This is a genomic window from Caulobacter sp. ErkDOM-C, assembly GCF_048541825.1.
In the GTDB taxonomy this organism is placed as follows: Bacteria; Pseudomonadota; Alphaproteobacteria; order Caulobacterales; family Caulobacteraceae; genus Caulobacter.
On record NZ_CP183332.1, the window covers coordinates 3,141,079 to 3,164,248 of the forward strand.

The window sequence follows — 23,170 nt, forward strand, 5'->3', positions numbered from 1 at the left end:
CACACTCCATTCCCAACAAAGTGGATTTGTCTTCAAGTACCCACCGCCCTCGGCAAGCAGCGCGTCCAGAGTGATCAGCCGGTCGAGATCGGAGGATGACACGCCTTGGGCATGAAATAGCCAGGCGAGAATAGAGAGCGTTTGACGCATCATTTCAATGCAAATGCTGCGCGTTCCGCCGTCTATGGCTTGTCGCTACCCTTCGGGATCATCACCGGACAAGGGGCAAGCCGATGCCGAGCAACTCACTCTTGACCGGCATGAGAAACATCAATGCGGCCTGGAGAGTGTCTCCGACAGTCACGGCGGCAGCGCAACGCAACCGGTCCTGCATCATCATCAAGCTCAGCACCTTGCCCGCGAACGGGCTCTGACATGGCCCGAGTTATCGCACCCAAGGTCAACTGGCTCCTGCCTGTTTTGCTGCTGGCGCTGTCCGCCGTTCCTATCATCGTCGGCGTCGCCCGCCTGACGTGGCTTGCCGGCGGCGTTATCCGCCCAGACAGCGGCCGGTTTGCGTCCATGCCGGTTCCCCTAGCGCTCCACATCCTCAGCATCGTCGTCTTTGGGTGTCTTGGCGCCTTCATGTTCACCCCTAGCCTCCGGCGGCGCTGGCCTAACTGGCACCGAGCCGCAGGACGCGTGCTCGCACCCACCGGCCTCATCGCGGCCTCCACAGGTCTGTGGATGACCCTCTACTACCCCCCGGGCGCCGACGATGGCCCGGCGCTGTTCGTGCTGCGCCTCGTCTTCGGCTCGGCCATGGCAGTGTCGCTGCTGTGCGGGCTGGTAGCGATCAGGCGACGCGCCTTCGCCGAACACGGCGCCTGGATGCTACGTGGCTACGCCATTGGCATGGGCGCCGGAACGCAGGTGTTTACGACCGCCGTCTGGCTCTTGCTGATTGGTCCGACCCACGAAATGTCGAGGGCCGCGACGATGGGCGCCGGCTGGGTGATCAACCTCGCCTTGGCCGAGTGGATCCTCGCTCGACGCCTAACTGCATCGAAGCTCAACCCAGTCTCAAGTCAAACCTAGACCATGGCCCAGGAGGGCCTCCCCAAAATGCGAATTCTTATTGCTCTCGCCGTCGCCGCCACCCTGGCCGGATGCGTATCGACCAATTCCACCCTGCTCGGCGCACCGCAGACGCTGTCGGCGGTCGCCCCGGCCTCGGTGACCTTCTATCGCACCGCCGACCAGGTGTTGCGTCCCTATTCGGAGGTGGCCCTTCTCCACGCCAGCGGCGACTCGCTGTGGACCAGCGAAAAAGCAATGTTTGAGTCCATGCGAAAAGAGGCGGCCAAGCTCGGCGCCGACGCCGTCATCCTTGAACCCGTCCAGGAGCCCAGCACCGCGCTCAAGGTCGCCGCTGCGGTCCTGCACGTTTCAGCGCCCCGCAAAGGTCGGGCGCTAGCGATCCGGACCCTGTCTCCGAAATGACAGCGCCGTCGCAGCCGCCCTCCCAAACAGGGTTTGGTGTTCGTAGCCTGCCCCACGCAGCTGGTTCGCTCTATTCGACCGTGGGCGACCTCGCGACATGGGAAGAGGCCTTGCAGAGCGGCAAGCTGATCAAGGCTGCCTCCCTGTCAGCCATGTTCACCGACTGGGGCAGCGGCTACGGCTTTAGCAAGGTCATCGGCAAGACCGTCGGTCACACCCGGTATTTTCACTCGGGCGGCATCGACGGCTTCGTCGGCGAGCTCGACTATTATCCGGCTGAAAATCTGGCAGTGGCTGTGCTCACCAATCAGACAAACACCGCACCCGACACGATCGCCACAAACTTCGCTGCCGCCTACCTCAAGGCGCCGGCCAGCTAGATTGAACTGGTCCAAACATGGTCGATAAAGCTCTTGCCGCCTTTATTCCTGTAGAACTCGGGGATCGACGGGCGCTCCACCCTGGCGGCCTGCGTTGGCTGCGATCGATGGGGTGGATGCTCGCCCTGGTTCTCGCAGTCGCCCTGGTGTTCGGCCCCAGCTTCGAGTTTCTTCTGCACAGACTGCCGAAGGACCCGGCGTGGCAGTGGCTTGGCCACCTTCTTGGCGCGCTGCTTATCCTGGCGACCTACGCACTGCTGGTCCGTCTTGGCGAAGACCGGACGCCCAGCGAACTTGCCCTCAAACCTGCGCCGCTCGGCCTTCTAGCCGGCGCGGTTTTGGGTGCAGCCACTTTCTCGGCAGTGATGGCGATTTTGATTGGCCTCCACCTCTACGACTTTCAATTCACCGGTCCTGCCTCGGCCTGGCGAGGCGCCGGTTTAGCGATTGAATCGGCTGTCTTTGAAGAGGTGCTGGTTCGGGCCATCATTCTGCGGTTGGCTTGGCGCGCGTTTGGCCCATGGGCGGCACTCGCCCTTTCCGCTGTTCTGTTCGGAGCCGGTCACATTCCCAATCCCGGTGCGACCGTCTTCACGACCGTGTCTATCGCCCTTGAGGCGGGGATCATGCTGGCCGCCTTCTATGCCCTTACAGGTCGCCTGTGGGTCTCTATCGGGTTTCATGCAGCCTGGAATTTCACCCAAGGCTATATCTTTGGCGCCGCCGTTTCCGGAGGTGATTTCGGAGGCGCGCTAGCGCGAAGCGTGCCGCGCAGCGGCTTACCCGACTGGCTGACCGGCGGCTCCTTTGGTCCGGAGGCGTCGCTTCCTGCAGTCGTCCTCTGCACCGCCCTCGGCGCGAGCGCGCTTTGGTTTGCGTGGCGGCGTGGAAACCTCGGCTTGCGGCGAACCTGAGTGTGTTAGCCGTCGAGATCGGCTACGGCCGGTGCTGCAAACCTTGGCGAATTGTCATCCAGCCGGCGGTGCGCGACGATTGACCAAGGCGGTAAGGGCGCCTGTGAGGGTCGCCCTGGCCCCTCAGCGGGCCCGCAGGCGAGTGCTCCGCGAGTTGCCCAATTTCCCGCCGACAATCACTAGGCGCAGATCTCGCGGACACATGTCCGCAACCATCTGTGGGCCGGATCGGCGTCCATTCGTGGGTGCCATAGCATCGAGACACTGAACTCGGTGGCGGGCATCGGAAGCGACAAGCTGACCATTCCATCGCGGAGGTTTGCGGTGTGCCTCTCGGGCACTGTAGCGACGAGATCCGAGGCCCTGGCGAGGGCTAAGGCGGCCGAAAATCCGCTGACAATGCTGCCGACCCTCCTTTGCAGATTTGCAGGCAGAAAGGGCAGGTCGACCGCGCCTGTCTCAAGCCCGCTTCGGGAGACGACCACATGCTCGGCGTCAAAATACCAGGACTGGGTGACGCCTTTTAGATCGATCGGGTGGCCTTTGCGGACGACGCCGACAAGTCGGTCCCGGAACAGCGCCTGCGTGCGCACCTCGGGGCCGAGCGACTCCTCAACGACACCCGTTTCAAGGTCGACCCGACCATCCCGCAAGGGCGCACTATCCTTGTCCGGCTTCTGCAGAAAGTTGAGGCGGACGCCTGGAGCTTCAGCGCGCGCCTTCGCGATCAGCGCGGCCCCGAAGTTTTCGACAAAGCCATCGCTCGTCCGGAGCGTGAAGGTTCGTACGAGAGCCGTCAGATCGAGGGATTCATCCGGACGCAGAACCGCCTCGACCTCCTCGACCAGCTGGTGCACGCGATCGCGAAGCGCCTGCGCACGCGGTGTGGGCACCAGGCCGCGTCCTGCGCGGACGAGGAGTGGGTCGCCCGTCGTCTCTCGAAGGCGGGTTAGCGCCCGGCTCATTGCGGACGGGCTTAGCCTCAGCCGCTTTGCGGCGCCCACGACGCTGCCCTCGGCAAGCAGCGCGTCCAGAGTGATCAGCAGGTTGAGATCGGGGGATGACACGCCTCGAGCCTATCATAGCCCGGCGAAAATACAGAGCGTCTGACGCATCATTTGAATGCAAATGCTGCGCGTTCCGCCGCCTATGGCTTGTCGCTACCCTTCGGGACCATCACCCAGCAAGGGGCAAGCCAATGCCGAGCAACTCACTCCAGACCTGCATGAGAAGCCTCAACGCGGCCTGGGGGCCGCTCTCCAGCGAGCTTGTTGCTCAATGCCAAAGTCTGCTGGAGCGCCTTGTCCAAACACCTGCGGCAGAACCCTGGCTGGCCGCCCTCCACAGGGACAGGCCCGTCAACGAGGAACTTTACCGCGACCCCGACCACGGCTTCGTCCTACTGGCCCACACGGAAAATGCAGGCCTGTACCGGCCACCTCACGACCATGGCCGGGGCTGGGTGATCTATGCCATGCAGGACGGGGAGATCGAGATGGGCGCCTATGCCCGGATCGAGGACGCGGATGGCGCGGTCAGGCTGGTGAAGCGCAACAGCACCCTGGTCCGCACCGGCCAGGTGCAGGTCTACCTGCCCGGCGACATTCACGACACGCGCTGCATAAGCGACACCGCCCTGCTGTTTCGGTTCACCGAGCGGGATTTGCGGGTCGAGGACCGGCAAGAGCACCGGGTCACGCGCTATCATCAGCGCAATGGCGTCTGGACCGTGGGGTCGGAATGACCGCCGCTCCCGACGCCGGTCGGGGCGCTAAGACAGCGGTGGCGCGGCACGCGCCTTCTGCGGGTCTACCCCAACCGCAACGCGCCTTGGCGATCACCGCCGTACTGGCGGCCATGAGCTTGGTCGTCCTGGATGCGGGCATGGCCAACGTCGCCCTGCCATCGATGATGCGCGCTCTGGCGACGACGCCGGCGCATGTGGTGTTGGTCATCACCGCCTACCAGACCGCCCTGGTCATGGCGCTGCTGCCTTGCGCGGCGCTTGGCGAGCGGTTCGGCAATCGCCGGGTGTTTCAGGTCGGCGTCGTGATCTTCGTCACCAGCTCCGTTCTATGCGCCATCTCCCCCTCACTGCCGTGGCTGGTCGCCGCGCGCTTTCTCCAGGGACTCGGTGGCGCTGCCGTCATGGCGCTGGGCGTGGCGCTTCTCCGGTTTTCGGTTGCGCCCAGCGAGTTGGGCGCTGCGATCGGCTGGAACGCGCTCACCGTCGCGCTCTCGTCAGCGGCGGCGCCGACACTTGGCGCCCTGATCATCGGGCATTGCGATTGGCCGTGGCTTTTCCTTGTCAACCTTCCGATCGGCGGGATGGCGTTGCTGGCCTCCCTTGCCCTGCCCGGACTCCCAGGTATGGCGACCCGCCTCGACCTGCCCAGCATGGCGTTGAATGGAGCCACGTTCGGGCTTTTGGTCATCGGCGCGGAGCTCTTGCCGAAGTCGCCGGAGTTGGCAGTCCTGCTCATGGGCGCAGCAGCTTTCACCCTCACCGCCCTCGTGCGCCGCGAGGCCTCGAAAGCCTCGCCCCTCATACCGCTGGATCTGCTGGGCAGTCGTTCTTTTCGGCTCTCGGTCATCGCCTCGATGTGCTGCTTCACGGCGACCGCTGCGGCCCTGGTTGCCTTGCCTTTCTACCTGCAGCACGGCCTCCATCAGTCGCCGCTGATGGTCGGGCTTTACATGTCCCCATGGCCGCTGAGCGTGGCTGTCACTGCGGCGATTTCGGGCCGTCTTTCCGATCGCGTATCCACGGCCTTGCTTTGCACCGTTGGCGGCGGGCTCCTCGCCATGGGCCTGGCGGCTATGGCCTTGTGGCCTCTGCACGGCAGCCCCTATCCGCTCATCGCCCTGTCGGCGGTCTGCGGCGTCGGCTTCGGGCTCTTCCAGGTCCCCAACAACCGCAACATGTTCCTGGCTGCGCCGCCGGAACGGAGTGGCGCTGCGGGCGGAATGCAGGGCACTGCCCGTCTGAGCGGGCAGACTGCCGGGGCGGTGCTCGTAACCCTGCTCTTTAGCATTACCCCCTTGGCAACGGCACCGAGGATCGGGCTCGGGATCGGGGCGGTTCTAGCGCTTGCCTCGGGCCTGGTGAGCCTGCTCAGATCCCCCGGAAGTGGAGGCTCGACCCGTACCGGCTAGCGATAGTGCACTTGTCTTAATCTACACTATGCGCCGCTTGGGCGCGGCTAGCGCCCAATTTCCCCCAAGGGTCGCACTTGCGCCAGAACCGGACCTTGTCTCATCTCCAGAGCCCGGACCTCCAACTGCATGTTCCAAAGGCGGAGGCTGACCCCGTTGCCGACAAACCGGGACGGTCGACCGCACTCATTCCTTCCGCATGCTCCGCGCGCGTGATCATCTGCCTCGATCAAGCGGCAACCGTGTCGCAGGGGGAAATTCGATGTCCGCAGGTCGCGCCAGCTTCGACATGGCGAAACGTTTGATCGCATTGATCATGATGACTTCCCTGGCGCTCGCCGCTGCGCCCCGCGACGCATGGGCCCACCCGCCCGCTGGCCCTCCTGTGGAGCCCGTCAGGATCGACAAGGCCCGCATAGACGCGGCACTCGCGGCCATGGTCGAAAGCGGGCGCGCCGTCGGCGTCACGGCGCTTGTCTGGCAGGATGACCAGGAGCGCTATTTTGGCGCCGCGGGCATGGCCGATCGCGAGCAAGGCAGGCCCATGGGTCGCGACACACTGGTTCAGATCTTCTCCATGACCAAGCCGGTCACCGGTGTGGCCCTGATGCAGCTTTGGGAACAAGGCCGGTTTGGCCTGGACGATCCGCTCGCGCGCTATCTGCCGGAGTTTGCGGAGGTGAAGGTGATCGACAGTCGTGGTGGCCTGCGCGCGCCTTCGCGGCCCATCCTGATCCGCGACATCATGCGCCACACGGCGGGTTTCTCTTACGGCATGCGCGAGACCATGGCGGACGCGGCCTTCAAGGCAGCGGATCCCCTGAACAACGCCAACGACCTTTCGGAATTTGGACGTCGCCTGGCGAGCGTGCCCCTCATGTTCGATCCCGGAGATCAATGGAGCTACAGCGCCGCAGTCGATGTTCAGGCCCTGCTCGTCGAAAAGCTCTCCGGCCAGCCCTTCGAGGATTATGTGAGGACCCACATCCTCAATCCTCTGGGCATGAAACAAACCGGCTGGACCCAGCCGCAAGAAGCCTTCCAAGAGCTCGCAGCGACCTACAACAAGGGGGCTGATGGCAAGCTGGCTCGACAAAGCGACGCAGAGACACGCAGTCTGAACTTCGACCCCGCCCGCCGCTTGACCATGGGCGGGGCCGGCCTGGTCGCATCCATCGATGATTATGCCCGCTTTTCCCGCATGCTCCTGGCTGGCGGCACGCTGGACGGTGTGCGCATCCTTGCGCCATCGACGGTCCGCCTGATGGCCACCAATCAGTTGGACCCTCGGATCACCGATCGTTGGTGGTTGCCCGGCAAGGGCTCAGTCGGATTCGGCCTGGACTTCGCGGTGCGCCAAAGTCCGCCCCAGACGCCCGAGGAAAATCGCGGCGCGGTCGGTGAATTCTTCTGGGACGGGCGCGACAGCACACTCTTCTGGGTGGACCCTGCCAATCACATGACCGTCGTCTTCTTTGTTCAGACGTTTCCCTTCGACGGCACGCTGCACCACGACCTTCGAGAAGCTGTTTATGGACCAGGCTATCAAGGGCCTCCCGGCGACCAAGCGAAGGATTCCAAGTGATAGAAATGCAGCCGGGATGCGCCATTACCGGACTCTGGCTCGCTGCCCGTAAGAAGACCTTCGATTGAAGCGGCGACACCATGTTGAAGTCGCGGACTTAGGGCGGTTGCGCGCCAGCAGCGGACGTTGGCACCGTTCCAGGCTCTGGACCTTTAGCCGCGGCGCAATGGCAACGCCGCCTTCTTCCTGACCTTCTTTGAAGCCGACTCGCCAGGAGCTCGACGCCGCGAACGGACGTCGGCACTACTTCGAATTGCGGCCCATTATCGATCAGCACTGCGATCGTTTCGGGCCCGGCATGCGGGCCACGTAGCCTCTATCCGCGACGTTGCCTCACGTAGCCAATCAAGCCGCCAATAAGCGGTGCGGCGACTGTTATGAAGAGGAGAGCAGCTGAATGCGAGCTGCTGCCAGGACCGCGCTCCATAAAATCTGGCGAGTACCGCAGGAGAGCGCACCCGAACCCTACACCCGCTACCACGGAAAGCCCCGCAGTGAGCACCAAGACTGAAACTTTTGGATTGCTACTCGTCATGGTGCCCTCAACCTAGCACAAGCTGCGCCCATCGTGACAAAACCTACTTGCTGCAGATAATGCAAGGCTGCGCCACTAAGGGGACCTTGCCAAGGTCCGAGAAGAGTCAAAGATTGCCATGGGCGGCCACGTCAATTTCGGCCCGATCCAATCTCAGGCAAGCCCTACAAACGGGGCGACGCCGTGCCAAACGCCTAATCTAGCCCTCGATGCAGATAAGGCCTATCCGTCCAGCCAATCACCAAAGATCCTTCCTGGGTTGACTTGACTGTCGATTAATTCAACCTTTACGGTCTCTTCCAGACGACAGTTTTTCCGCGCTAGCCTGAACCCAACCGGGCGCAAGCGCCCGAGCTGTAACGACGAAACTAGGGCGTCACTGCTGCTAGCCTACGCCAAGGATTGGACGGAGATGCAGGGACACGACAAGCCGGTGAACCAGAAGGCCTTTGGGGCGACTTTGGGCGATCTGCAGACCTTGCTGGGACCCAAGGATGGCAATGGCCTCGTGACCGGGCGCGGTGAGCGCCTGAAGGGGGAATACCCGTTCCCGAACGATGGCACGCGGTAGCCGCAATGACCTGGCCCCCAGATGATCACGGAAAGATGGACGATCTGGCGCGCGGTTTCAGACCTCGCGCGCATCACGGCGGATGGCTGTGCGTCCGTCTCCCCGTCCATCGTCCACCCTCTAAGTCGCTGATTTATAAGGACCGAAGGACGATGCGGACATTACAGACGATAGAATGGGGTTCGTCCCCATGAGGCGCGCGTGCGCGGGCGTATGGGCGCAGACGTGCGTACGTCTGTCCGTCTGTGTGTGCGGCGTGTGTCGTGTTTGAGGTGTGTGTGTTGTGTTTGGGTGTGGGTGTTTGGGTGAGTGTTTGTTGTGAGTAGGATAGCCGAAAAGAAAAGAAACAAGAGCGCTAGCCAAGAGAGGGCAAAACCAGCCGCTGCCGCGCTGGTGGGCAGGTCGCTTGCCCAGCCCGCCGGGGCCTCGGTCATACCGGTCAAAAGGGAACTTGCGCATCGGGACGGTTAAGTCCATAAACAACCTGCGCTTGAAGTTGCGCCTTCCACCCGCCCGGTCACCCGATCGCGGCGGGTTTTCCATGCCTGGTCGTCGACTTAGCCCCCAGCGGGTCCCTTCCAGGGGGTAGCCCCCTATGCGGTAGGGCTGAGCGCGGGGTCGCGTTAGTTCGGGCCGCCAAATCATTTTGAATTCGGTGAACTTATGACCTTGGTTGTGAAGCCGGCGGAGTTCGCAGCCTGGCATGGGGCGGTGACATTCGCGGTCAGCAACTGGAAGAAACGGGGCCTGCTGGTCTTTGCCGACGATCCGGAGCAGCCGGGCAAGCGGATGATCGACGCCGCCAAATTGGATCTGTCGATCAAGGGGACGACGATGGTGACGAGGTCGCGGCGTGGACACTCCGACGACCTTCGGTGGCTATGCCCGAGCCGCTTTGGATGCGAACCCCATGCCTGATTCGCTGGCCGGCGGGCAGTGCCGGCGGCGGCCGGCCCGGATTGGGTGAACGAGAGGCCTGCCAACACAGCCATCGCCCTCCCCGGCTGCTGACCGAGACGCGAACAGTCATCGGCCGCCCCACCGCCTTTGCGCCTGAGCACCGCTAGCTGCGATCTGGTCCAGGTTGCCGCCTTGGCGCCTTCACTGGCCCACACCGGCGCGCCTGCGCCCTGGAAGCTTGCCGGCGATCAGCAACCCGTCCTGATCTTGGCAATCGTGCCGGCCGTAATTGCCGCCGCCGGATTCCGCGCCATAGCCGAGGGCTGACCATGACCCGGACTTCGACGCCAAGGGCCGGCCAGTCCTGATCATGGCCGCCGGCGCCCACCCCATCGCCGCATGGCCGCTGCTGCTGACCCTGGATCAGCTCTGCGACTATCTGGGCGGCATGGACGAACGGACCCTGGCCAAGATCTGCCCGGTTCGGCCTGTCGATCTGGGCGCCAACCTGCTGCGTTACAATCGCCGGCAGATTGATCAATGGGCCGAAGGACTACCTCCGCGCTTGATTAGAGGACCGTCGAGGCGTCAGGATGCGTCCACGGTTGAAGCCGTTGCGCCCGAAGCCGTCGAAGATCGTCGCATGTCCGCGGTCGAGAAGGCCCGGGCGCGCGCTTCCGAAGGAGCGACACGATGGCGGAAGACGGCCTGATCAAGGTTCCTAACGTTCAGCGGATCAAGCGGGCGAATGGCCGGGTGGACCTCTACTTCCGCAAGGGACCGCATCACGAAGGCCCGCTAAAATCGTCAGACGGCACGCCGGAATTGTTGGCCGAAGTCGAAGCCATCCTTGGGCGCTTGGCCAAGTCAGCCGCAGCGTCAAAGGCCCCCGTGGCCGGGACAGTTGGCGCGCTATTGAAGGCGTACAACCGTTCGGCTGAGTTTCGGGCCATCGCCCAGTCAACACAGGCCGGGTATCAGGACTACATCGATGAGCTGATCGAGGATTGCGGCGAAGTGCTGCTGTCTGAAGTCACCCGCACCTGGGTGATCGAGATGCGCAACGCCTGGGCCGTGCGCGGCCATCGCGCCGCGAACAATCGCTTCCAGGTCCTGAAGAACGCGCTGGCGCCAGCGATCGACGATGACGACGACTGCCGCATCAAGGGTGACCCCTTTAATCGGGTCAAACGCGTTAGGCGCCCCCACGACGCCGGGGAAGCCCATCCGATGTGGGAGGACCATGAGGTTCAGGCGGCGATCGACTTGGCGCTTCAGCGTAAAAAGCCCGGTCTCGCGCGCGCCATCGCCTTGGGCCGCTATGGCGGGTTTCGGCGTGGCACGATCTGCACCATTCCCTTGAACGCCCGAACAACGGGCTTCGATGAAGCGGGCCGCCCGCACGGTCGGCTCTATTGGATCACCGAAAAGCGCAAGGTGCTGGCCGATAAGCGCGAAGACCCACGCCTAAGCGCCATCCTGGCGCGGACGCCCAACCGCGCCCTGACAATCGCCTACAACGCCCGAGGCGAGGCTTGGAAGCCACGCCAGCTCAATCAGGCCATGGACCGCATCGTGGACATGTTGGTGAAGGTCGAAAAGGCCCGTGCCAACCTAACGATCCATGGCCTTCGCCATTCCCGAGGCGTGGAGTTGGCCCAAGCTGGCGCATCGGATGCGGAAATCATGAGCCAGCTCGAGCATGCCACCGATCGGGCCGCGAAGATTTACCGCCGTCAGGCAGACCGCAGGCGGATGGCAGACGCCGGTCAGGACCGCGTTGACAAGGTTGTGAGCATTCGGGCTAGGCAGGCGGCAAAGAACGCCGCGAACGGCGGGTGAACGCAGGCTGTAACAAAACCTGTAACCCGACTGTAACAACACCCCTGCGCATCAACGCAGGGCCTCGCTAAGTCATTGAAAGAAAATGGCGCGCCCGGAACGATTCGAACGTCCGACCCTCAGATTCGTAGTCTGATGCTCTATCCAGCTGAGCTACGGGCGCGCATTGCCTTTCGGCGAGGCGGGGGAAATAGCCCGTCCCATTGCGGGGCGCAAGCGGCGTTTGGCCGTTAGCGAGAAAAGTTTTCGCCGGGCGTCGCCCCGCCGATGGGCGCCCCGCGCACGGCCAGCGTCCGGAATGGGTTTTCGCGGACCGGAAGCACGGCCGGGACGTGACAGGCGCGATGGTTTGTTGTCCATGGAGACCTTGCCGGCAGCGGCTCCGCCGTCGCCGTTCTTCCCCACGGAACCTGTCCGCATGCGTCGCTTCGTTCTCGTCTCCCTGCTCGCCCTTTCCGCCTGCGCCCAGATGCCCGGCGGATCGATGCCGTCCGCGGCGCCAGCGCCCGTCGCCTCGGCCTCGCCGGCCGCCGCCACGCCGCGCGGCTTCGTCGCCGCAGCCAATCCGCTGGCCACCGAAGCGGGCCTGCGGGTGCTGCGCGACGGCGGTAGCGCGGTCGATGCGGGCGTGGCGATCCAGGCGGTGCTGAGCCTGGTCGAGCCGCAGAGCTCGGGCCTGGGCGGCGGCGCCTTCCTGAACTATTACGACGCCAAGACGGGCAAGGTGACGGCCTATGACGGCCGCGAAAAGGCCCCCAGCGGCGCCGGCCCCGACATGTTCATGGGCGCCGACGGCAAGCCGCTGCCCTTCGTGACCGCCCTGCTGTCGGGCCGCTCGACCGGCGTGCCCGGCGCAGTGGCCATGCTGGCCCAGGCCCAGAAGGACCACGGGACCGCCAAGTGGAACACGCTGTTCAAGGACGCCGAGACCCTGGCGACCGACGGCTTCGTGGTCAGCCCGCGGATGGCCGGCATGGTCAACAGCCCGCGCGTACCGCAAAACACCATGCCGGACGTGAAGGTCTATTTCACCAAGCCCGACGGTCAGCGCTACCAGGCCGGCGACACCCTCAAGAACCCGGCCTATGCGGCCACCCTGCGGCGCCTGGCGGCCGAGGGCCCCAGCGCCCTCTATGAAGGCCCCATCGCCCAGGCGATCGTCGACAAGCTGCAGGAAGGCGCCCTGCCCGGCGGCATGACCCTGTCGGACATCAAGACCTATCGCCCGCGCTCGGGGCCCGCCCTGTGCCGGCCGTGGAAGGTCTATTCGGTCTGCGTGCCCAACCCCTCGTCGAGCGGCCTTGCGGTGCTGCAGGCGCTGATGATGCTGGAGCACACCGATATCGGCAAGCTGGGCCCCAAGGACCCGGCCGCCTGGGCCCTGTTGGCGCAGGCCGAGCGGGTCATGTACGCCGACCGCGACCGCTATGTGGGCGATCCGTCCTTCGTGAAGGTGCCCGTCGAGGGCCTGCTGGACCCGGCCTATGTCGCCCAGCGCGCCAAGCTGATCACCGACGTGGCCGGCGCCGCGCCGAGATTTGGCCTGCCCAAGGGCGCGCCCGTGGTCGGCCCCGACGCCACCCAGGAGCCGGCCGGCACCACCCATTTCGTGGTCATGGACCCGGCCGGCAATGTGGTGTCGATGACCACCACGGTCGAAAGCATCTTCGGCTCGGGCCGGATGGTCGGCGGCTTCTTCCTCAACAACCAGCTGACCGATTTCTCGTTCTCGCCGGTCGAGAAGGACGGCGCCCCGGCGGCCAACGCCGTGGCGGCCGGCAAGCGTCCGCGCTCGTCGATGGCGCCGCTGATCGTGCTGGACGACAAGGGCAAGTTCCTGGCCGCCGTGGGCTCGCCGGGCGGCAACGCCATCCTGTCCTATAATCTCAAGGCCATGGTCGGACTGTTCTACTGGGGCCTGTCGATGCAGGAGGCCATCGCCCTGCCCAATATCGTCGCGCGCGGCGAAAACTTCTCGGGCGAGGCCGAGCTGTTCGGCCCCGAGATGGTGGCGGCGCTCAATGCACGCGGCGTGACGGTCAAGGCGGGCCAGAACGAAACCTCGGGGCTGCATGGCGTCATCATCCGGCCAGGCGGGGTTCTGGAAGGCGGCGCCGATCCGCGTCGCGAGGGCGTGGCGCGGGGGCTGTAAGGGCGACCGACACGGCTGCGCCGCTTCACGCGGTGGGCCGCTGAAGGCATGGGAAGGGTCGCGGAGCGCCCGGGCCTCGCCCGGATGAGGGAGTAGTGAATACCGTTTCGACGAAGACAGACGCTCCGCGCAGCCATTATCCGGTGAGCCCTCGGGGCGCGGGGTTTTAACCCGCTTCCGACGTTAGGCCCCCGACGGGTGGAGGGGATAGCGACCCCGTCCAGACCGCATGGGCGATTTCAGCCCACGCCTGTTGCGCGCCTCGAACCTTCGCCGCCTGGGTTTTCGTCCCGATGTTTCAGGGAACCCGTCCAGATCTGTCGCCAAGGCGGTCACTGAAGACCCCCGAAGAGCGCTGCCCGCTCGACCACCCCTGACAGCCGCAACGGTCGCCGTACGTGCGCCCTTCCCGTGCTGTCAGGTGAGATTGATTATGCGGGAGGTTTCGGCGCGTCTGATAGGCGCGATCATCTTTTTTACAAGCAGTTGATCGGGTTGGAGTTTGTTCGGGAAAGTACGGGGATTGAGCGCGGTCTATCCCCACAAGTCCTCCCCCTGAAGGGGGAGGGGTCGACGAAGTCGACGGAGGGGGAAGTGCTGCTGACTCCTTGCGGTCTTCCCCCACCGGCCTCCGGCCGCCTCCCCCTTCAGGGGGAGGACTTGGTAGCGCGCCGCCGCCCTTCGCGCCGAAGGGAGCCATCCTTAAATCTCACGGCGAGACGATCGCTGGTCTGGAAAGGTCACTCAAGAACGACGCTCCGCGTCGCCGCGAAGCGGCCGCCGGAGGCGGTCCTTGACTGACCTTTCCAGACCAGCACGCTGCAGCCTCCAGGAGATTTAAGGATGAGCGGGACGCGGGGCGTCCGCTTTCGGGAGGGAAGGTAAAGGGTGCTCTCGACCCATTGCTGACCTAAATCCCTCTCCTTTAGGGAGAGGGAGGGGCCCGCCGCGAAGCGGTGGGAGGGTGAGGGGTTACGAGGCTTGACGGGGTGCCGGCACTCCGTCGAACGCCGTAACCCCTCACCCCAACCCTCTCCCTATGGGAGAGGGAGCAACGTCCGCTCACCACCCCAAACAGACCTTCAATCGGTCTGCTTACGCGTCCCAAGCCATCGGCAGGACCTAGCCCTCAGCCCCATCACCCGGCGCCGAAGCCACCACAGCCGCCTCCGCCAGCGGCTCTGGAACCCCCGCCAGGCTCAGATCGAACACAGACCCCCCCGGCCCCGTCTCGACCAGCACGAGGTCTCCCCCGTGGCCCTGGGCCAGCTCGCGGGCGATGGCCAGGCCAAGGCCGGTGCCGCCGCGCCGCACTGAGCCGACGAAGGGCTGGAAGAGATTGTTCTGGGCGCGTTGCGGCACGCCGGGGCCGTCGTCGGAGAGGCGCAGGATGGACAGGCCCTCGCCGCGATGCAGTTCGACAAACACCCGGCCCTTGCGGCCGCGATCGGGCGCGCCCTCGATGGCCTCGCGGGCGTTGCGCAGCAGGTTGGTCAGGATGCGATGCAGCTGGTCGGGATCGGCCAGAACCTGCTCGCGCGGGTCGATGACGGTCTCCAGGGCGACGCCGCCGGGCGCCAGACCGGAGTCCTCGGCGGCGTTATCGAGGGCGGCGCGCAGGGGCGTCGGCCGGGCCACCGGGGCGGGCTCCTTGGACTTGCCATAGGTCATCACGTCGGTAGCCAGGGTGATGGCGCGGTCCAGCGCCCTTTCGAGACGCGGCAGGGCCTGGGCCACCTTGGGATCGCCCAGGGCGGCCAGACGGTCCGACGCCATCTGGGCGCTGGTCAGCATGTTGCGCAGGTCGTGATTGATCTTGGCCACCGCCTCGCCCAGGGCCGCCAGCCGGGCCTTGGACGCCAGCGCTGTCAGCAGGTCGGTCTGCATGCGGTCCAGTTCCAGCTCGGCGCGGCCGATCTCGTCGCGGCGCTTGGAGACCAGGATGCGGGCTTCCGGATCCTTGGGGTCGGCGCGGAACTGCTCCATGGCGCGGGTGATCCGCTGCATGGGGCGCACCAGGAAGATGTTGAGGAACAGATAGACGAAGAAGCCGGCCAGGCCGGCGACGAACACCGTGATCGCCGCCAGACGCCAGAAATAGGCGACGAGCTGGGCCTTCAGCGGGGCGTCGGGCAGCACCACCTCGACAAATTCAGCCTTGCGGAACCGGGGCTCGGCCATGACGCGGACCATGCTGCCGGGCGGGCTGGTCAGGGTGAAGAACGGGGCGGCCAGCCATGAGCCCGGGTTCTGACTGCGCAGATCGACCAGATAGGGGGTCTGCATCGGAACCTTGGGCGGCAGCACCAGGCGCCGGGCCCCGTCGACCTGCACGGCCACCGTCACGGCGCCGGCCTGGTCGAACAGCTGGCCGGCGACCGAATCGCTGACCCGCAGTTCGGGATCGTTCTCGGCGATGGTCGAGGCCAGCTCGCCGGCCCGCACGCGGTCCAGCAGCCACTGCTCCTCATAGGCCGCCAGGGTGGGCGGAAGGATCATCAGGCCGGCCAGGGTGACGACGAAGGCGGTGAACAGCAGCAGGCGCGCCGACAGGCCGCGCGGCCACGGGAAGCGTCGCGCGGCGGGCGGGGTCGGGATTTCCGGCGGCGAGACCGTCTCGGTCATGACCCTGAGTTACTTCACGTCGGGCGCGGGAGCAACGCGCCCGCGTCGCCAATGGCGCCACAGCGGCGGCAGAAACGCCAGCACGCCCATGCCGATGATGGGCAGATAGATCCTCGGCGACAGCAGGGTGTGCAGCGCCACGGGGTGACCCTCGGCGAACACATGGCCCAGTCCGGCCCCGATCCCGGCATAGACGAAGGAGCTGGGGACCATCCCCAGGAACGAGGCGAGCAGGAAGGTGCGCAGCGGCACGCCCATCAGGCCCGAGGCGACATTGACCAGCAGCAGCGGGAAGGCGGGGATCAGCCGCAGGGTCAGCAGATAGGAAAAGGCGTTGTCGCGAAACCCGTCCTCGATCTTCAGCAGCAGCGGGTTTTTCCAGCGACGCAGGAAGTCGGCGAAGGCCGTGCGGGAGACCAGATAGACCACCGTAGAGCCGCCGGTAGCCCCGGTGACGGCGACCGCCCCGCCCAGCACCGGGCCAAACAGAAAGCCCCCCGACAGCGACAGGATCAGCGCGCCGGGCAGGGAAATCGAAACGGTGGCCACATAGACGCCGATATAGGCCGCGATGCTCAACACTGGGTGTTCACGCACAAAGGCCTGCAGGGCCTGGGCCTGGATCCGGAGGTCCTCCAGCGAGATATGCCCGGCCAAGCCGCTGGCCAGCGCCCAGACGAAGAGCCCCACCAGCGCCACCACGGGCCCGAATCGTCGCAGCAGCAACAACGCCCGCTCAACGGTCATGCGGCGCCGACCGCGTCCTCGACGGTGGCGAAGCCATCGGCGCGCAGCCGTTTGGCCAGGTCGCGCTTGATGCGGACCACCAGGTCGGGGCCGCCATAGACGAGGGCGGAATAGAGCTGCACCGCCCGGGCGCCGGCCCGGATCTTGGCATAGGCGCCGGCTCCATCGGCGACGCCGCCGGCCCCGATCAGGGCGGTTCGGCCCGCGGCGGCGGCGTGGAAGCGCTTCAGCACCGCCGTGGAGGGCTCCAGCAGCGGCGCGCCCGACAGGCCGCCGGTCTCGGCCTTGCCGGCCGACTGCAGCGTGGCGGGGCGGGCGATGGTGGTGTTGCTGACGATGATGCCGTCCAGGCCATTGGCGACCACGGTCTCGACAATGGCCTCGACCTCGCCGTCCTCGAGATCGGGGGCGACTTTCAGGAAGATCGGATAGTCGCTGGTCGAGCCGGCCTTCAGCATGGCCCGGGTCTCGGCCAGGCGACCCAGCAATTCCTCCAGCGCCGCCTTGGTCTGCAGGGCGCGCAGGCCCGGCGTGTTGGGCGAGGAGATGTTGACGGTGAAATAGTCCGAGAGCCCCCACAGGCGGGTCAGGCCGGTGACATAGTCCTCGATCCGGTCGGTCGCGTCCTTGTTGGCCCCGATATTGGCCCCGACGATGCCAGGACGGCCGGCGCGCCGGGACAGGCGATCGGCGAAAACCTCCAGGCCCTCGTTGTTGAAGCCCATGCGGTTGATCACCGCCTGGTCCTGCGTCAGGCGAAACAGGCGCGGACGCGGATTGCCGGCCTGGGGCAGAGGCGTGACGGTCCCCGCCTCCACAAAGCCGAAGCCGGCGGCCAGCATGGCGTCGGGCACCTCGGCGTTCTTGTCGAAGCCGGCGGCCAAGCCCACGCAGCTGCTCAGGTGCATGCCGGCCAGGGAGATCGACAGCAGCGGATCGTCAGGCGCGCTGTCACGCGGGCCAAGGCCAGCCTTCAGGCCGCGGATGGCCAGGCCATGGGCGTCTTCGGGGTCGAAGGCGTGCAGCGCGTGGGCGGCGAGATCGTGCAGGCTCATGCGGACAGAACGCCCAGCTGCGGCACGCCGTCGCCATCCAGCTTCAGCGACCGCTGCGTGACGACCTCGGGGACGAGCAGGGGGCGATAGAGATGCGGGAACAGCGCCCCGCCGCGCGAGGCTTCCCACTTCAGGGCCTCGCCCAGCGACTCGGCCTCGACGCCCAGCAGGACCAGGTCAGCCTGGCCGACGAAGTATTTGGCGGCGGTCTCCTGGGCCTGGTCGGCCCCCGACAGGTGGATGAAGCCGTCGGCGTGATCAACCGCCGAGCCCTTGAACTCGCCGGCAGCCTGGGCGGCCTCCCACTCGGCGCGGGAGAGGATCTTGTAGATCAGGGTCATTCGCCGCCTGTTCCGCCATGTTCGGACGCGTAGAAGAGATGCTCCAGCACGGGCGGACCACCCGAGCCGAAGGCGAAGACCGCCGTGGTGGCGGTGGGAAAGCGACCGCGGACCTTGTTCAGGGCCACAGGCTCGGCTCCGCCCTGCAAGACCAGGCGCAGGGCCAGTTCGTGCAGGCCGGGATTGTGGCCGATGACCATGACCACGCTGGCGGCGTCGCCTTCGTCCTCCAGGGCCGCGACCACCTCTTCGGGCTCGGCGTGATAGAGGTCGCGGCGGAACTCGACCCGGGCCTTGGGAAAGGCGGCCGAGACGGCGGCGAAGGTCTCGCGGGTCCGGCGGGCGCTGGAAACCAGCACCAGATCGGGCGTCGCGCCGCTGCGGGCCAGCAGCTGACCCATCAGAGTCGCGTCCTCGCGCCCTTTCGGGGTCAAGCCACGCTCGAAGTCGCCGCCAGTCGCGGCCTGCCGTTCGGCCTGGCCGTGGCGCATGAGGATCAGACGGTCCATGCGCCCTCCATAGCCTCAGCCGGGGCCCGCCGGAAGCGGGCGGTTGACACCTTCTTCGTCAAGCGGTCCAAGGCGGTCATGGCTGACCTGGATCTGGCCCCCTCCGCGCTGTCCGATGGCGGAACCTGGCGGTTCCCGACCAGCGCGCCCCTGCGCCTCGATTCGGGTGGCGTTATCGAGGGGCTGGAGGTCGCCTACCAGACCTATGGCGCCCTCAATGCCGACCGCTCCAACGCCGTCCTGATCTGTCACGCCCTGACCGGCGACCAGCATGTGGCCTCGCCGCACCCGACCACGGGCAAGCCCGGCTGGTGGCTGCGGCTGGTGGGACCGGGCAAGCCGCTGGACCCGGCGCGCCACTTCATCATTTGCTCGAACGTCATCGGCGGCTGCATGGGCTCGACGGGTCCCGCCTCGATCAACCCGGCGACCGGCAAGCCCTGGGCCCTGTCGTTCCCGATGATCACCATCAGCGACATGGTCCGCGCCCAGGCCATGCTGGTGACGGCGCTGGGGGTCGACACCCTGTTCGCCGTGGTCGGCGGTTCGATGGGCGGCATGCAGGTCCAGCAATGGGCGGTCGACTATCCCGAGCGGCTGGCCAGCGCGGTGATCATCGCCTCGGCCTCGCGCCATTCGGCCCAGAACATCGCCTTCCACGAGGTGGGCCGCCAGGCGATCATGGCCGACCCCGACTGGCGGGGCGGGGCCTATGCCGACCACGGAACGCGGCCCGAAAAGGGTCTGGCCGTGGCGCGGATGGCCGCCCACATCACCTATCTGTCCGAGCCGGCCCTGCAGCGGAAGTTCGGCCGCGAGCTGCAGCGCGACGGCCTGTCCTGGGGCTTCGACGCCGACTTCCAGGTCGAGAGCTATCTGCGTCACCAGGGCGCCAGCTTCGTCGATCGCTTCGACGCCAACAGCTATCTCTACATCACCCGGGCCATGGACTATTTCGACATCGCCGCCAGCCATGGCGGGGTGCTGGCCAGCGCCTTTACCCGGGCCCGGCACATGCGGTTCTGCGTGCTGAGCTTCACCAGCGACTGGCTGTATCCCACCACCGAGAACCGCCACATCGTCCGCGCCCTGACGGCCGCCGGCTGCCGCGTGGCCTTCGTCGAGATCGAGAGCGACAAGGGCCATGACGCCTTCCTGCTGGACGAGCCGGTGATGGACGCGGCATTGACGGGGTTCCTGGGGTCGGTGGAACGTGAGCGGGGATTGGCGTGAGCGTGCGCATCCAAGTCCTCCCCCTGAAGGGGGAGGCGACCGAAGGTCGGTGGGGGAAAACCGCGATGAGTCGGCCGTCACTTCCCCCACCGTCGGCTGCGCCGACACCTCCCCCGCTAGGGGGAGGATTTTCAGCATGACCACTACCCGCGAAGACTTCCGCGAAATCCTGCGCCTCGTCCGTCCCGGCTCACGCGTGCTCGACGTCGGCTGCGAGGAGGGCGCGCTGCTGGATCTGCTGGCCCATGAAAAGCAGGTCGACGGCCGAGGGCTGGAGATCAGCGCCAGCGGCGTGGCGGCCTGCATGGCGCGGGGCCTGTCGGTAGTGCAGGGCGACGCCGACCAGGACCTGGACCACTTCCCCGACAAGACCTTCGACTACGCCATCCTGTCCCAGACCCTGCAGGCGACGCGCCAGCCGCGCCACGTGCTGGCCGAGCTGTTGCGCATCGCCGACCGGGCGATCGTCTCGTTCCCCAATTTCGGCCACTGGCGGGTGCGCTGGTCGCTGCTGAGCCAGGGCCGGATGCCCGAGACCAAGGCCCTGCCCATGCCCTGGTGGTCGACGCCCAATATCCACCTGTGCACCCTGGTCGACTTCCTGGCCCTGACCGATGATCTGAACGTGCGGGTCGACGCCTGCGCGGCCTTTGCCGGTTCAGGCCCCGCCCGGCCGATCGATCCGGCCAGCCCGCTCGAGAACTGGCGGGCGGAAAGCTGCCTGTTCATGCTCAGCCGGGTCGAGCCCGGCACGAATGAGACGTCGGCGAGGGAACCATCGAGGGTCTCAGGCGATCTCTTCGACGGATGAAGCTTCGCCTGATGACCTACAACGTCCACCGCTGCGTGGGCACGGACCGTGCGCTCGACGTCGAGCGCATCGCCGAGGTCATCGCCGCCGAAAATCCCGATGTGGTAGCGCTGCAGGAACTGGACGTCCTGCGCCGGCGCACCAAGACGGTGGATCAGGCTCACCGCCTGGCCGAACTGCTGAAGATGAAGTTCCACTTCCATCCGGCCATGGCCGTGGAGGAGGAACTGTATGGCGACGCCATCCTGACCGCCCTGCCCGAGCGCCGGATCAAGGCGCAGGGCCTGCCGCTCTACCGGCGGGTGCCGGGGCTGGAGCCGCGCGGGGCCCTGTGGGTCGAGGTCATGGTCGGCGACACGCCTGTCCAGATCATCAACACCCATCTGGGCCTGATCCCGCAGGAACAGAAGCGTCAGGCCGCCGCCCTGCTGGGCGAAGCCTGGATGATGTCTGACGCCTGGACCGCGCCGGGCGTGCTGCTGGGCGACTTCAACGCCTCGCCCTACTCGGCCACCTACCGCCTGCTGCGCGCCGCCCTGCGCGACGCCCAAACGCCCAGCGGGACGTGGCTGCGGCCCGCCACGGCGACCTTCCCCTCCAGCTTCCCGTTCATGCGCATCGACCACGTCTTCCTGACCAAGGGCCTGGAAACCCTCGCGGTGAGGTCGCCCTACGACGCCCGGGCCCGAGTGGCCTCCGACCACCTGCCGCTGGTGGTCGATCTGGAGGTTACGGCAGCAGGTGCGCCGGGGGTTCCGGTGGCGGTTCCGTCAGGCGAACCAGATCCTGCTTGAGACGCTCGCGGCGGCCCCAGGGTCGCCAAGCGTCGTCGGGTGAAATGGCGTCGCCAAGGCTCCAGTCAGCGATGAACTGCTGGACGCCGGTCAGATGCCGCGCGGGCACCGGCTGCAGCCGGCGCGGCGGACCGCCCTTGACGTCCAGGGCGTTGATCGCCGCCGCCAGGCCGCCCTCGCGCTGCAGGGCTTCGACCACATCGATGGCCGGACGCGCCAGGAAGTGACCGATCAGCCGGGCCAGGAAGGCGGTGATGACCTCCCGCCCCTGCTCGTCTCGCCCCTCGAAGGCCAAGTCGCACTCGGTGTCGAGACCGATCGAGCGGTTATTGAGATTGGCCGAGCCGACCCGCAGCATCCCGTCGTCGATGATCGCCACCTTGGAATGGACGATGATCGGGTCGCCCTTGGGCGTATGGGCGCTGAACGCCGAGAAGCGGTTGTGAACATCGACCGACCGCAGTCGGTTGATCGCCGAGGTGCGAGCGCTGTCCATGGTGATCTGGTCGAAATAGCTGGGACTGCGGGCGGGCCCGACCGTCACCACCTCGGGGCCGTCGGGCTCGATCAGGCGCTCGGCCAGGGCTTCGACGATGATCGGCGAGGTCAGATACTGGTTTTCCAGATAGATCAGCCGCTTGGCCGCCCGGATGCTGGAGAGGTGCAGCAGCAGGCTTTCGGTGACCTCCGGCCGGTCCTTCCAGGCGGCCTCGGTCCGGCTGATCGCCACCTGTGCGCGGCGCAGGTCGGGTAGAAGCCCCGGCGGCCAGGGCGCCTCGTCGGGCCTTTCCGGGGGGCTCAGGCTCTCGCCAGTGGCGTTACGCCAACGGGCGATGAACAGGTCGCCCAGGGCCTCAGCTGCGCGGCCATCGACCAGCATCGCCACCTCGTGCCGGGCCGGATAGTGGCGTCTGGTCGGCAGGCGGCGACGGGGATCATTGTCGAGATGCTCGCAGGTGTCCCAGCGATCGACGCCGATGTCGCCGCCGCTCAGCAAGGCCGTCGCCCCGTCGATGAGCACCACCTTCTGATGATGGCAGGCCGAGGCCGGCAGGGTGGCGTCGAGCTGATACTTGACCCGGGAGCCTGCGAAGAACGCCGCGCCGCGCTGGGGCCCGAACAGCTGAGCGGCAGCGATCGGGAACGGCATGTCCCAGGTCAGGATGCGAACGTCCAGCGCCGGGTTCAGGGCCGCCTGCCGGCGCAGGATCAGCCCGATGCGGTCAGCCTGCTCGGGATCGCGGCTCTTGCGAACCCGGTCCGGATCCAGCCGCGTCAGAGGGTCGAACACCCAGGCCAGAATCCAGATCGAGCGCTTGGCGGCCAGCAGCAGCGGCTTGAGCGCGTCGAAGGTCTCGTCGTTGTCGATGAACAGGGCCAGCCGGTCGGCGGGCTCGACGAGCCAGCAGTTGTAGCCTTGCCGAAAAATAGAAGACCGCTCGCCCATGTCGCTCCAATCGCGGTGAGATTCGACAACGCGCAGACCCGGCCTATGGCTCCGCTTCAAATCAGGCTCGCGAAGTCTTCGAGCGATATGGGAAACTGGCGTGCGACCGCCAGGGGGGTCCGGACCTTCA

24 protein-coding genes and 1 tRNA gene are annotated in these 23,170 nt (G+C 66.3%); 16 read left to right on the plus strand and 9 right to left on the minus strand.

All coding sequences use genetic code 11. From position 1 onward, the window contains the following. Nucleotides 1-375 precede the first annotated feature (375 nt). Genes ACN2C8_RS15105 through ACN2C8_RS15120 form a run of 4 tightly spaced genes read left to right on the plus strand, consistent with a single transcriptional unit; the run spans nucleotide 376 to nucleotide 2,737 of the window. A complete protein-coding gene (locus ACN2C8_RS15105; RefSeq protein ID WP_419252847.1) occupies nucleotides 376-1,038 on the plus strand; it encodes a DUF2306 domain-containing protein in 663 nt (220 codons plus the stop codon). 27 nt (nucleotides 1,039-1,065) lie between these two features. Then, complete coding sequence (locus ACN2C8_RS15110) at nucleotides 1,066-1,443, plus strand: hypothetical protein (RefSeq protein WP_419252848.1); 378 nt, start codon at nucleotides 1,066-1,068, stop codon at nucleotides 1,441-1,443. After that, nucleotides 1,440-1,823 (plus strand): serine hydrolase, encoded by a 384-nt coding sequence (locus tag ACN2C8_RS15115; protein ID WP_419252849.1) that lies wholly within the window; start codon nucleotides 1,440-1,442, stop codon nucleotides 1,821-1,823. The genes ACN2C8_RS15110 and ACN2C8_RS15115 overlap by 4 nt, the downstream gene beginning before the upstream one ends. A 17-nt stretch (nucleotides 1,824-1,840) precedes the next feature. Further along, the gene (locus tag ACN2C8_RS15120) at nucleotides 1,841-2,737 is read left to right on the plus strand and encodes a CPBP family intramembrane glutamic endopeptidase (RefSeq protein WP_419252850.1); all 897 of its coding nucleotides are present in this window, start codon (nucleotides 1,841-1,843) and stop codon (nucleotides 2,735-2,737) included. A gap of 179 nt (nucleotides 2,738-2,916) precedes the next feature. On the opposite strand, the gene ACN2C8_RS15125 is transcribed toward ACN2C8_RS15120, so the two are convergent. Then, nucleotides 2,917-3,804 (minus strand): LysR family transcriptional regulator, encoded by an 888-nt coding sequence (locus tag ACN2C8_RS15125; RefSeq protein WP_419252851.1) that lies wholly within the window; start codon nucleotides 3,802-3,804, stop codon nucleotides 2,917-2,919. A 158-nt stretch (nucleotides 3,805-3,962) separates the two neighbouring features. On the opposite strand from ACN2C8_RS15125, the gene ACN2C8_RS15130 reads away from it, so the two are divergent. The 8 genes from ACN2C8_RS15130 (at nucleotide 3,963) to ACN2C8_RS15165 (ending at nucleotide 11,326) form a co-directional block, all read left to right on the plus strand. Continuing rightward, nucleotides 3,963-4,481, plus strand: coding sequence for a hypothetical protein (locus tag ACN2C8_RS15130; RefSeq protein ID WP_419252852.1), 519 nt, complete (start codon nucleotides 3,963-3,965; stop codon nucleotides 4,479-4,481). 86 nt (nucleotides 4,482-4,567) lie between these two features. Further along, the gene (locus ACN2C8_RS15135) at nucleotides 4,568-5,893 is read left to right on the plus strand and encodes an MFS transporter (RefSeq protein ID WP_419252853.1); all 1,326 of its coding nucleotides are present in this window, start codon (nucleotides 4,568-4,570) and stop codon (nucleotides 5,891-5,893) included. Between the two features lie 262 nt (nucleotides 5,894-6,155). Next, nucleotides 6,156-7,478, plus strand: coding sequence for a serine hydrolase domain-containing protein (locus tag ACN2C8_RS15140; protein WP_419252854.1), 1,323 nt, complete (start codon nucleotides 6,156-6,158; stop codon nucleotides 7,476-7,478). A 947-nt stretch (nucleotides 7,479-8,425) separates the two neighbouring features. Then, a complete protein-coding gene (locus ACN2C8_RS15145) occupies nucleotides 8,426-8,584 on the plus strand; it encodes a hypothetical protein (protein WP_419252855.1) in 159 nt (52 codons plus the stop codon). A gap of 663 nt (nucleotides 8,585-9,247) precedes the next feature. Continuing rightward, nucleotides 9,248-9,502, plus strand: coding sequence for a hypothetical protein (locus ACN2C8_RS15150; protein ID WP_419252856.1), 255 nt, complete (start codon nucleotides 9,248-9,250; stop codon nucleotides 9,500-9,502). A 174-nt stretch (nucleotides 9,503-9,676) separates the two neighbouring features. Further along, nucleotides 9,677-9,811, plus strand: coding sequence for a hypothetical protein (locus tag ACN2C8_RS15155; RefSeq protein ID WP_419252857.1), 135 nt, complete (start codon nucleotides 9,677-9,679; stop codon nucleotides 9,809-9,811). A 43-nt stretch (nucleotides 9,812-9,854) separates the two neighbouring features. Continuing rightward, nucleotides 9,855-10,196 carry a hypothetical protein gene (locus tag ACN2C8_RS15160; protein ID WP_419252858.1) on the plus strand — a complete coding sequence of 114 codons (342 nt, stop codon included), beginning with the start codon at nucleotides 9,855-9,857 and terminating at the stop codon, nucleotides 10,194-10,196. After that, nucleotides 10,178-11,326, plus strand: coding sequence for a tyrosine-type recombinase/integrase (locus tag ACN2C8_RS15165; RefSeq protein WP_419252859.1), 1,149 nt, complete (start codon nucleotides 10,178-10,180; stop codon nucleotides 11,324-11,326). Before ACN2C8_RS15160 ends, ACN2C8_RS15165 begins: the two co-directional genes overlap by 19 nt. Nucleotides 11,327-11,412: 86 nt before the next feature. Here the strand turns inward: ACN2C8_RS15165 and ACN2C8_RS15170 are convergent. Beyond that, nucleotides 11,413-11,489 (minus strand) — tRNA-Arg (locus ACN2C8_RS15170). 255 nt (nucleotides 11,490-11,744) lie between these two features. Here ACN2C8_RS15170 and ggt point away from each other — a divergent pair. Further along, nucleotides 11,745-13,478 carry a gamma-glutamyltransferase gene (gene ggt, locus ACN2C8_RS15175; protein ID WP_419252860.1) on the plus strand — a complete coding sequence of 578 codons (1,734 nt, stop codon included), beginning with the start codon at nucleotides 11,745-11,747 and terminating at the stop codon, nucleotides 13,476-13,478. Nucleotides 13,479-14,403: 925 nt separating this feature from the next. Here ggt and ACN2C8_RS15180 read toward each other — a convergent pair. The 6 genes from ACN2C8_RS15180 to ACN2C8_RS15205 are packed head-to-tail and all read right to left on the minus strand — an operon-like array spanning nucleotide 14,404 to nucleotide 18,755. Then, nucleotides 14,404-14,547 (minus strand): hypothetical protein, encoded by a 144-nt coding sequence (locus ACN2C8_RS15180; protein WP_419252861.1) that lies wholly within the window; start codon nucleotides 14,545-14,547, stop codon nucleotides 14,404-14,406. Between the two features lie 53 nt (nucleotides 14,548-14,600). Continuing rightward, nucleotides 14,601-16,103 carry a sensor histidine kinase gene (locus ACN2C8_RS15185; RefSeq protein ID WP_419252862.1) on the minus strand — a complete coding sequence of 501 codons (1,503 nt, stop codon included), beginning with the start codon at nucleotides 16,101-16,103 and terminating at the stop codon, nucleotides 14,601-14,603. 9 nt (nucleotides 16,104-16,112) lie between these two features. Next, nucleotides 16,113-16,850: a TVP38/TMEM64 family protein gene (locus tag ACN2C8_RS15190; RefSeq protein WP_419252863.1), complete on the minus strand. Its 738-nt coding sequence runs from the start codon at nucleotides 16,848-16,850 to the stop codon at nucleotides 16,113-16,115. Further along, on the minus strand, nucleotides 16,847-17,905 hold the full coding sequence (locus ACN2C8_RS15195; RefSeq protein WP_419252864.1) for a quinone-dependent dihydroorotate dehydrogenase: 1,059 nt from the start codon (nucleotides 17,903-17,905) through the stop codon (nucleotides 16,847-16,849). The genes ACN2C8_RS15190 and ACN2C8_RS15195 overlap by 4 nt, the downstream gene beginning before the upstream one ends. After that, nucleotides 17,902-18,246 carry a DUF952 domain-containing protein gene (locus ACN2C8_RS15200; protein WP_419252865.1) on the minus strand — a complete coding sequence of 115 codons (345 nt, stop codon included), beginning with the start codon at nucleotides 18,244-18,246 and terminating at the stop codon, nucleotides 17,902-17,904. The genes ACN2C8_RS15195 and ACN2C8_RS15200 overlap by 4 nt, the downstream gene beginning before the upstream one ends. Further along, nucleotides 18,243-18,755 (minus strand): SixA phosphatase family protein, encoded by a 513-nt coding sequence (locus tag ACN2C8_RS15205; protein WP_419252866.1) that lies wholly within the window; start codon nucleotides 18,753-18,755, stop codon nucleotides 18,243-18,245. Before ACN2C8_RS15205 ends, ACN2C8_RS15200 begins: the two co-directional genes overlap by 4 nt. Before the next feature lie 78 nt (nucleotides 18,756-18,833). On the opposite strand from ACN2C8_RS15205, the gene metX reads away from it, so the two are divergent. The 3 genes from metX to ACN2C8_RS15220 all read left to right on the plus strand — a co-directional run bounded on the left by metX (nucleotide 18,834) and on the right by ACN2C8_RS15220 (nucleotide 21,593). Further along, the gene (gene metX, locus ACN2C8_RS15210; protein ID WP_419252867.1) at nucleotides 18,834-19,988 is read left to right on the plus strand and encodes a homoserine O-acetyltransferase MetX; all 1,155 of its coding nucleotides are present in this window, start codon (nucleotides 18,834-18,836) and stop codon (nucleotides 19,986-19,988) included. Between the two features lie 136 nt (nucleotides 19,989-20,124). Further along, complete coding sequence (metW, locus tag ACN2C8_RS15215) at nucleotides 20,125-20,799, plus strand: methionine biosynthesis protein MetW (protein ID WP_419252868.1); 675 nt, start codon at nucleotides 20,125-20,127, stop codon at nucleotides 20,797-20,799. Continuing rightward, nucleotides 20,796-21,593 (plus strand): endonuclease/exonuclease/phosphatase family protein, encoded by a 798-nt coding sequence (locus tag ACN2C8_RS15220; protein WP_419252869.1) that lies wholly within the window; start codon nucleotides 20,796-20,798, stop codon nucleotides 21,591-21,593. The genes metW and ACN2C8_RS15220 overlap by 4 nt, the downstream gene beginning before the upstream one ends. Here the strand turns inward: ACN2C8_RS15220 and ACN2C8_RS15225 are convergent. Continuing rightward, nucleotides 21,529-23,040 (minus strand): phospholipase D-like domain-containing protein, encoded by a 1,512-nt coding sequence (locus ACN2C8_RS15225; RefSeq protein WP_419252870.1) that lies wholly within the window; start codon nucleotides 23,038-23,040, stop codon nucleotides 21,529-21,531. The genes ACN2C8_RS15220 and ACN2C8_RS15225 overlap by 65 nt on opposite strands. Nucleotides 23,041-23,170 lie beyond the last annotated feature (130 nt).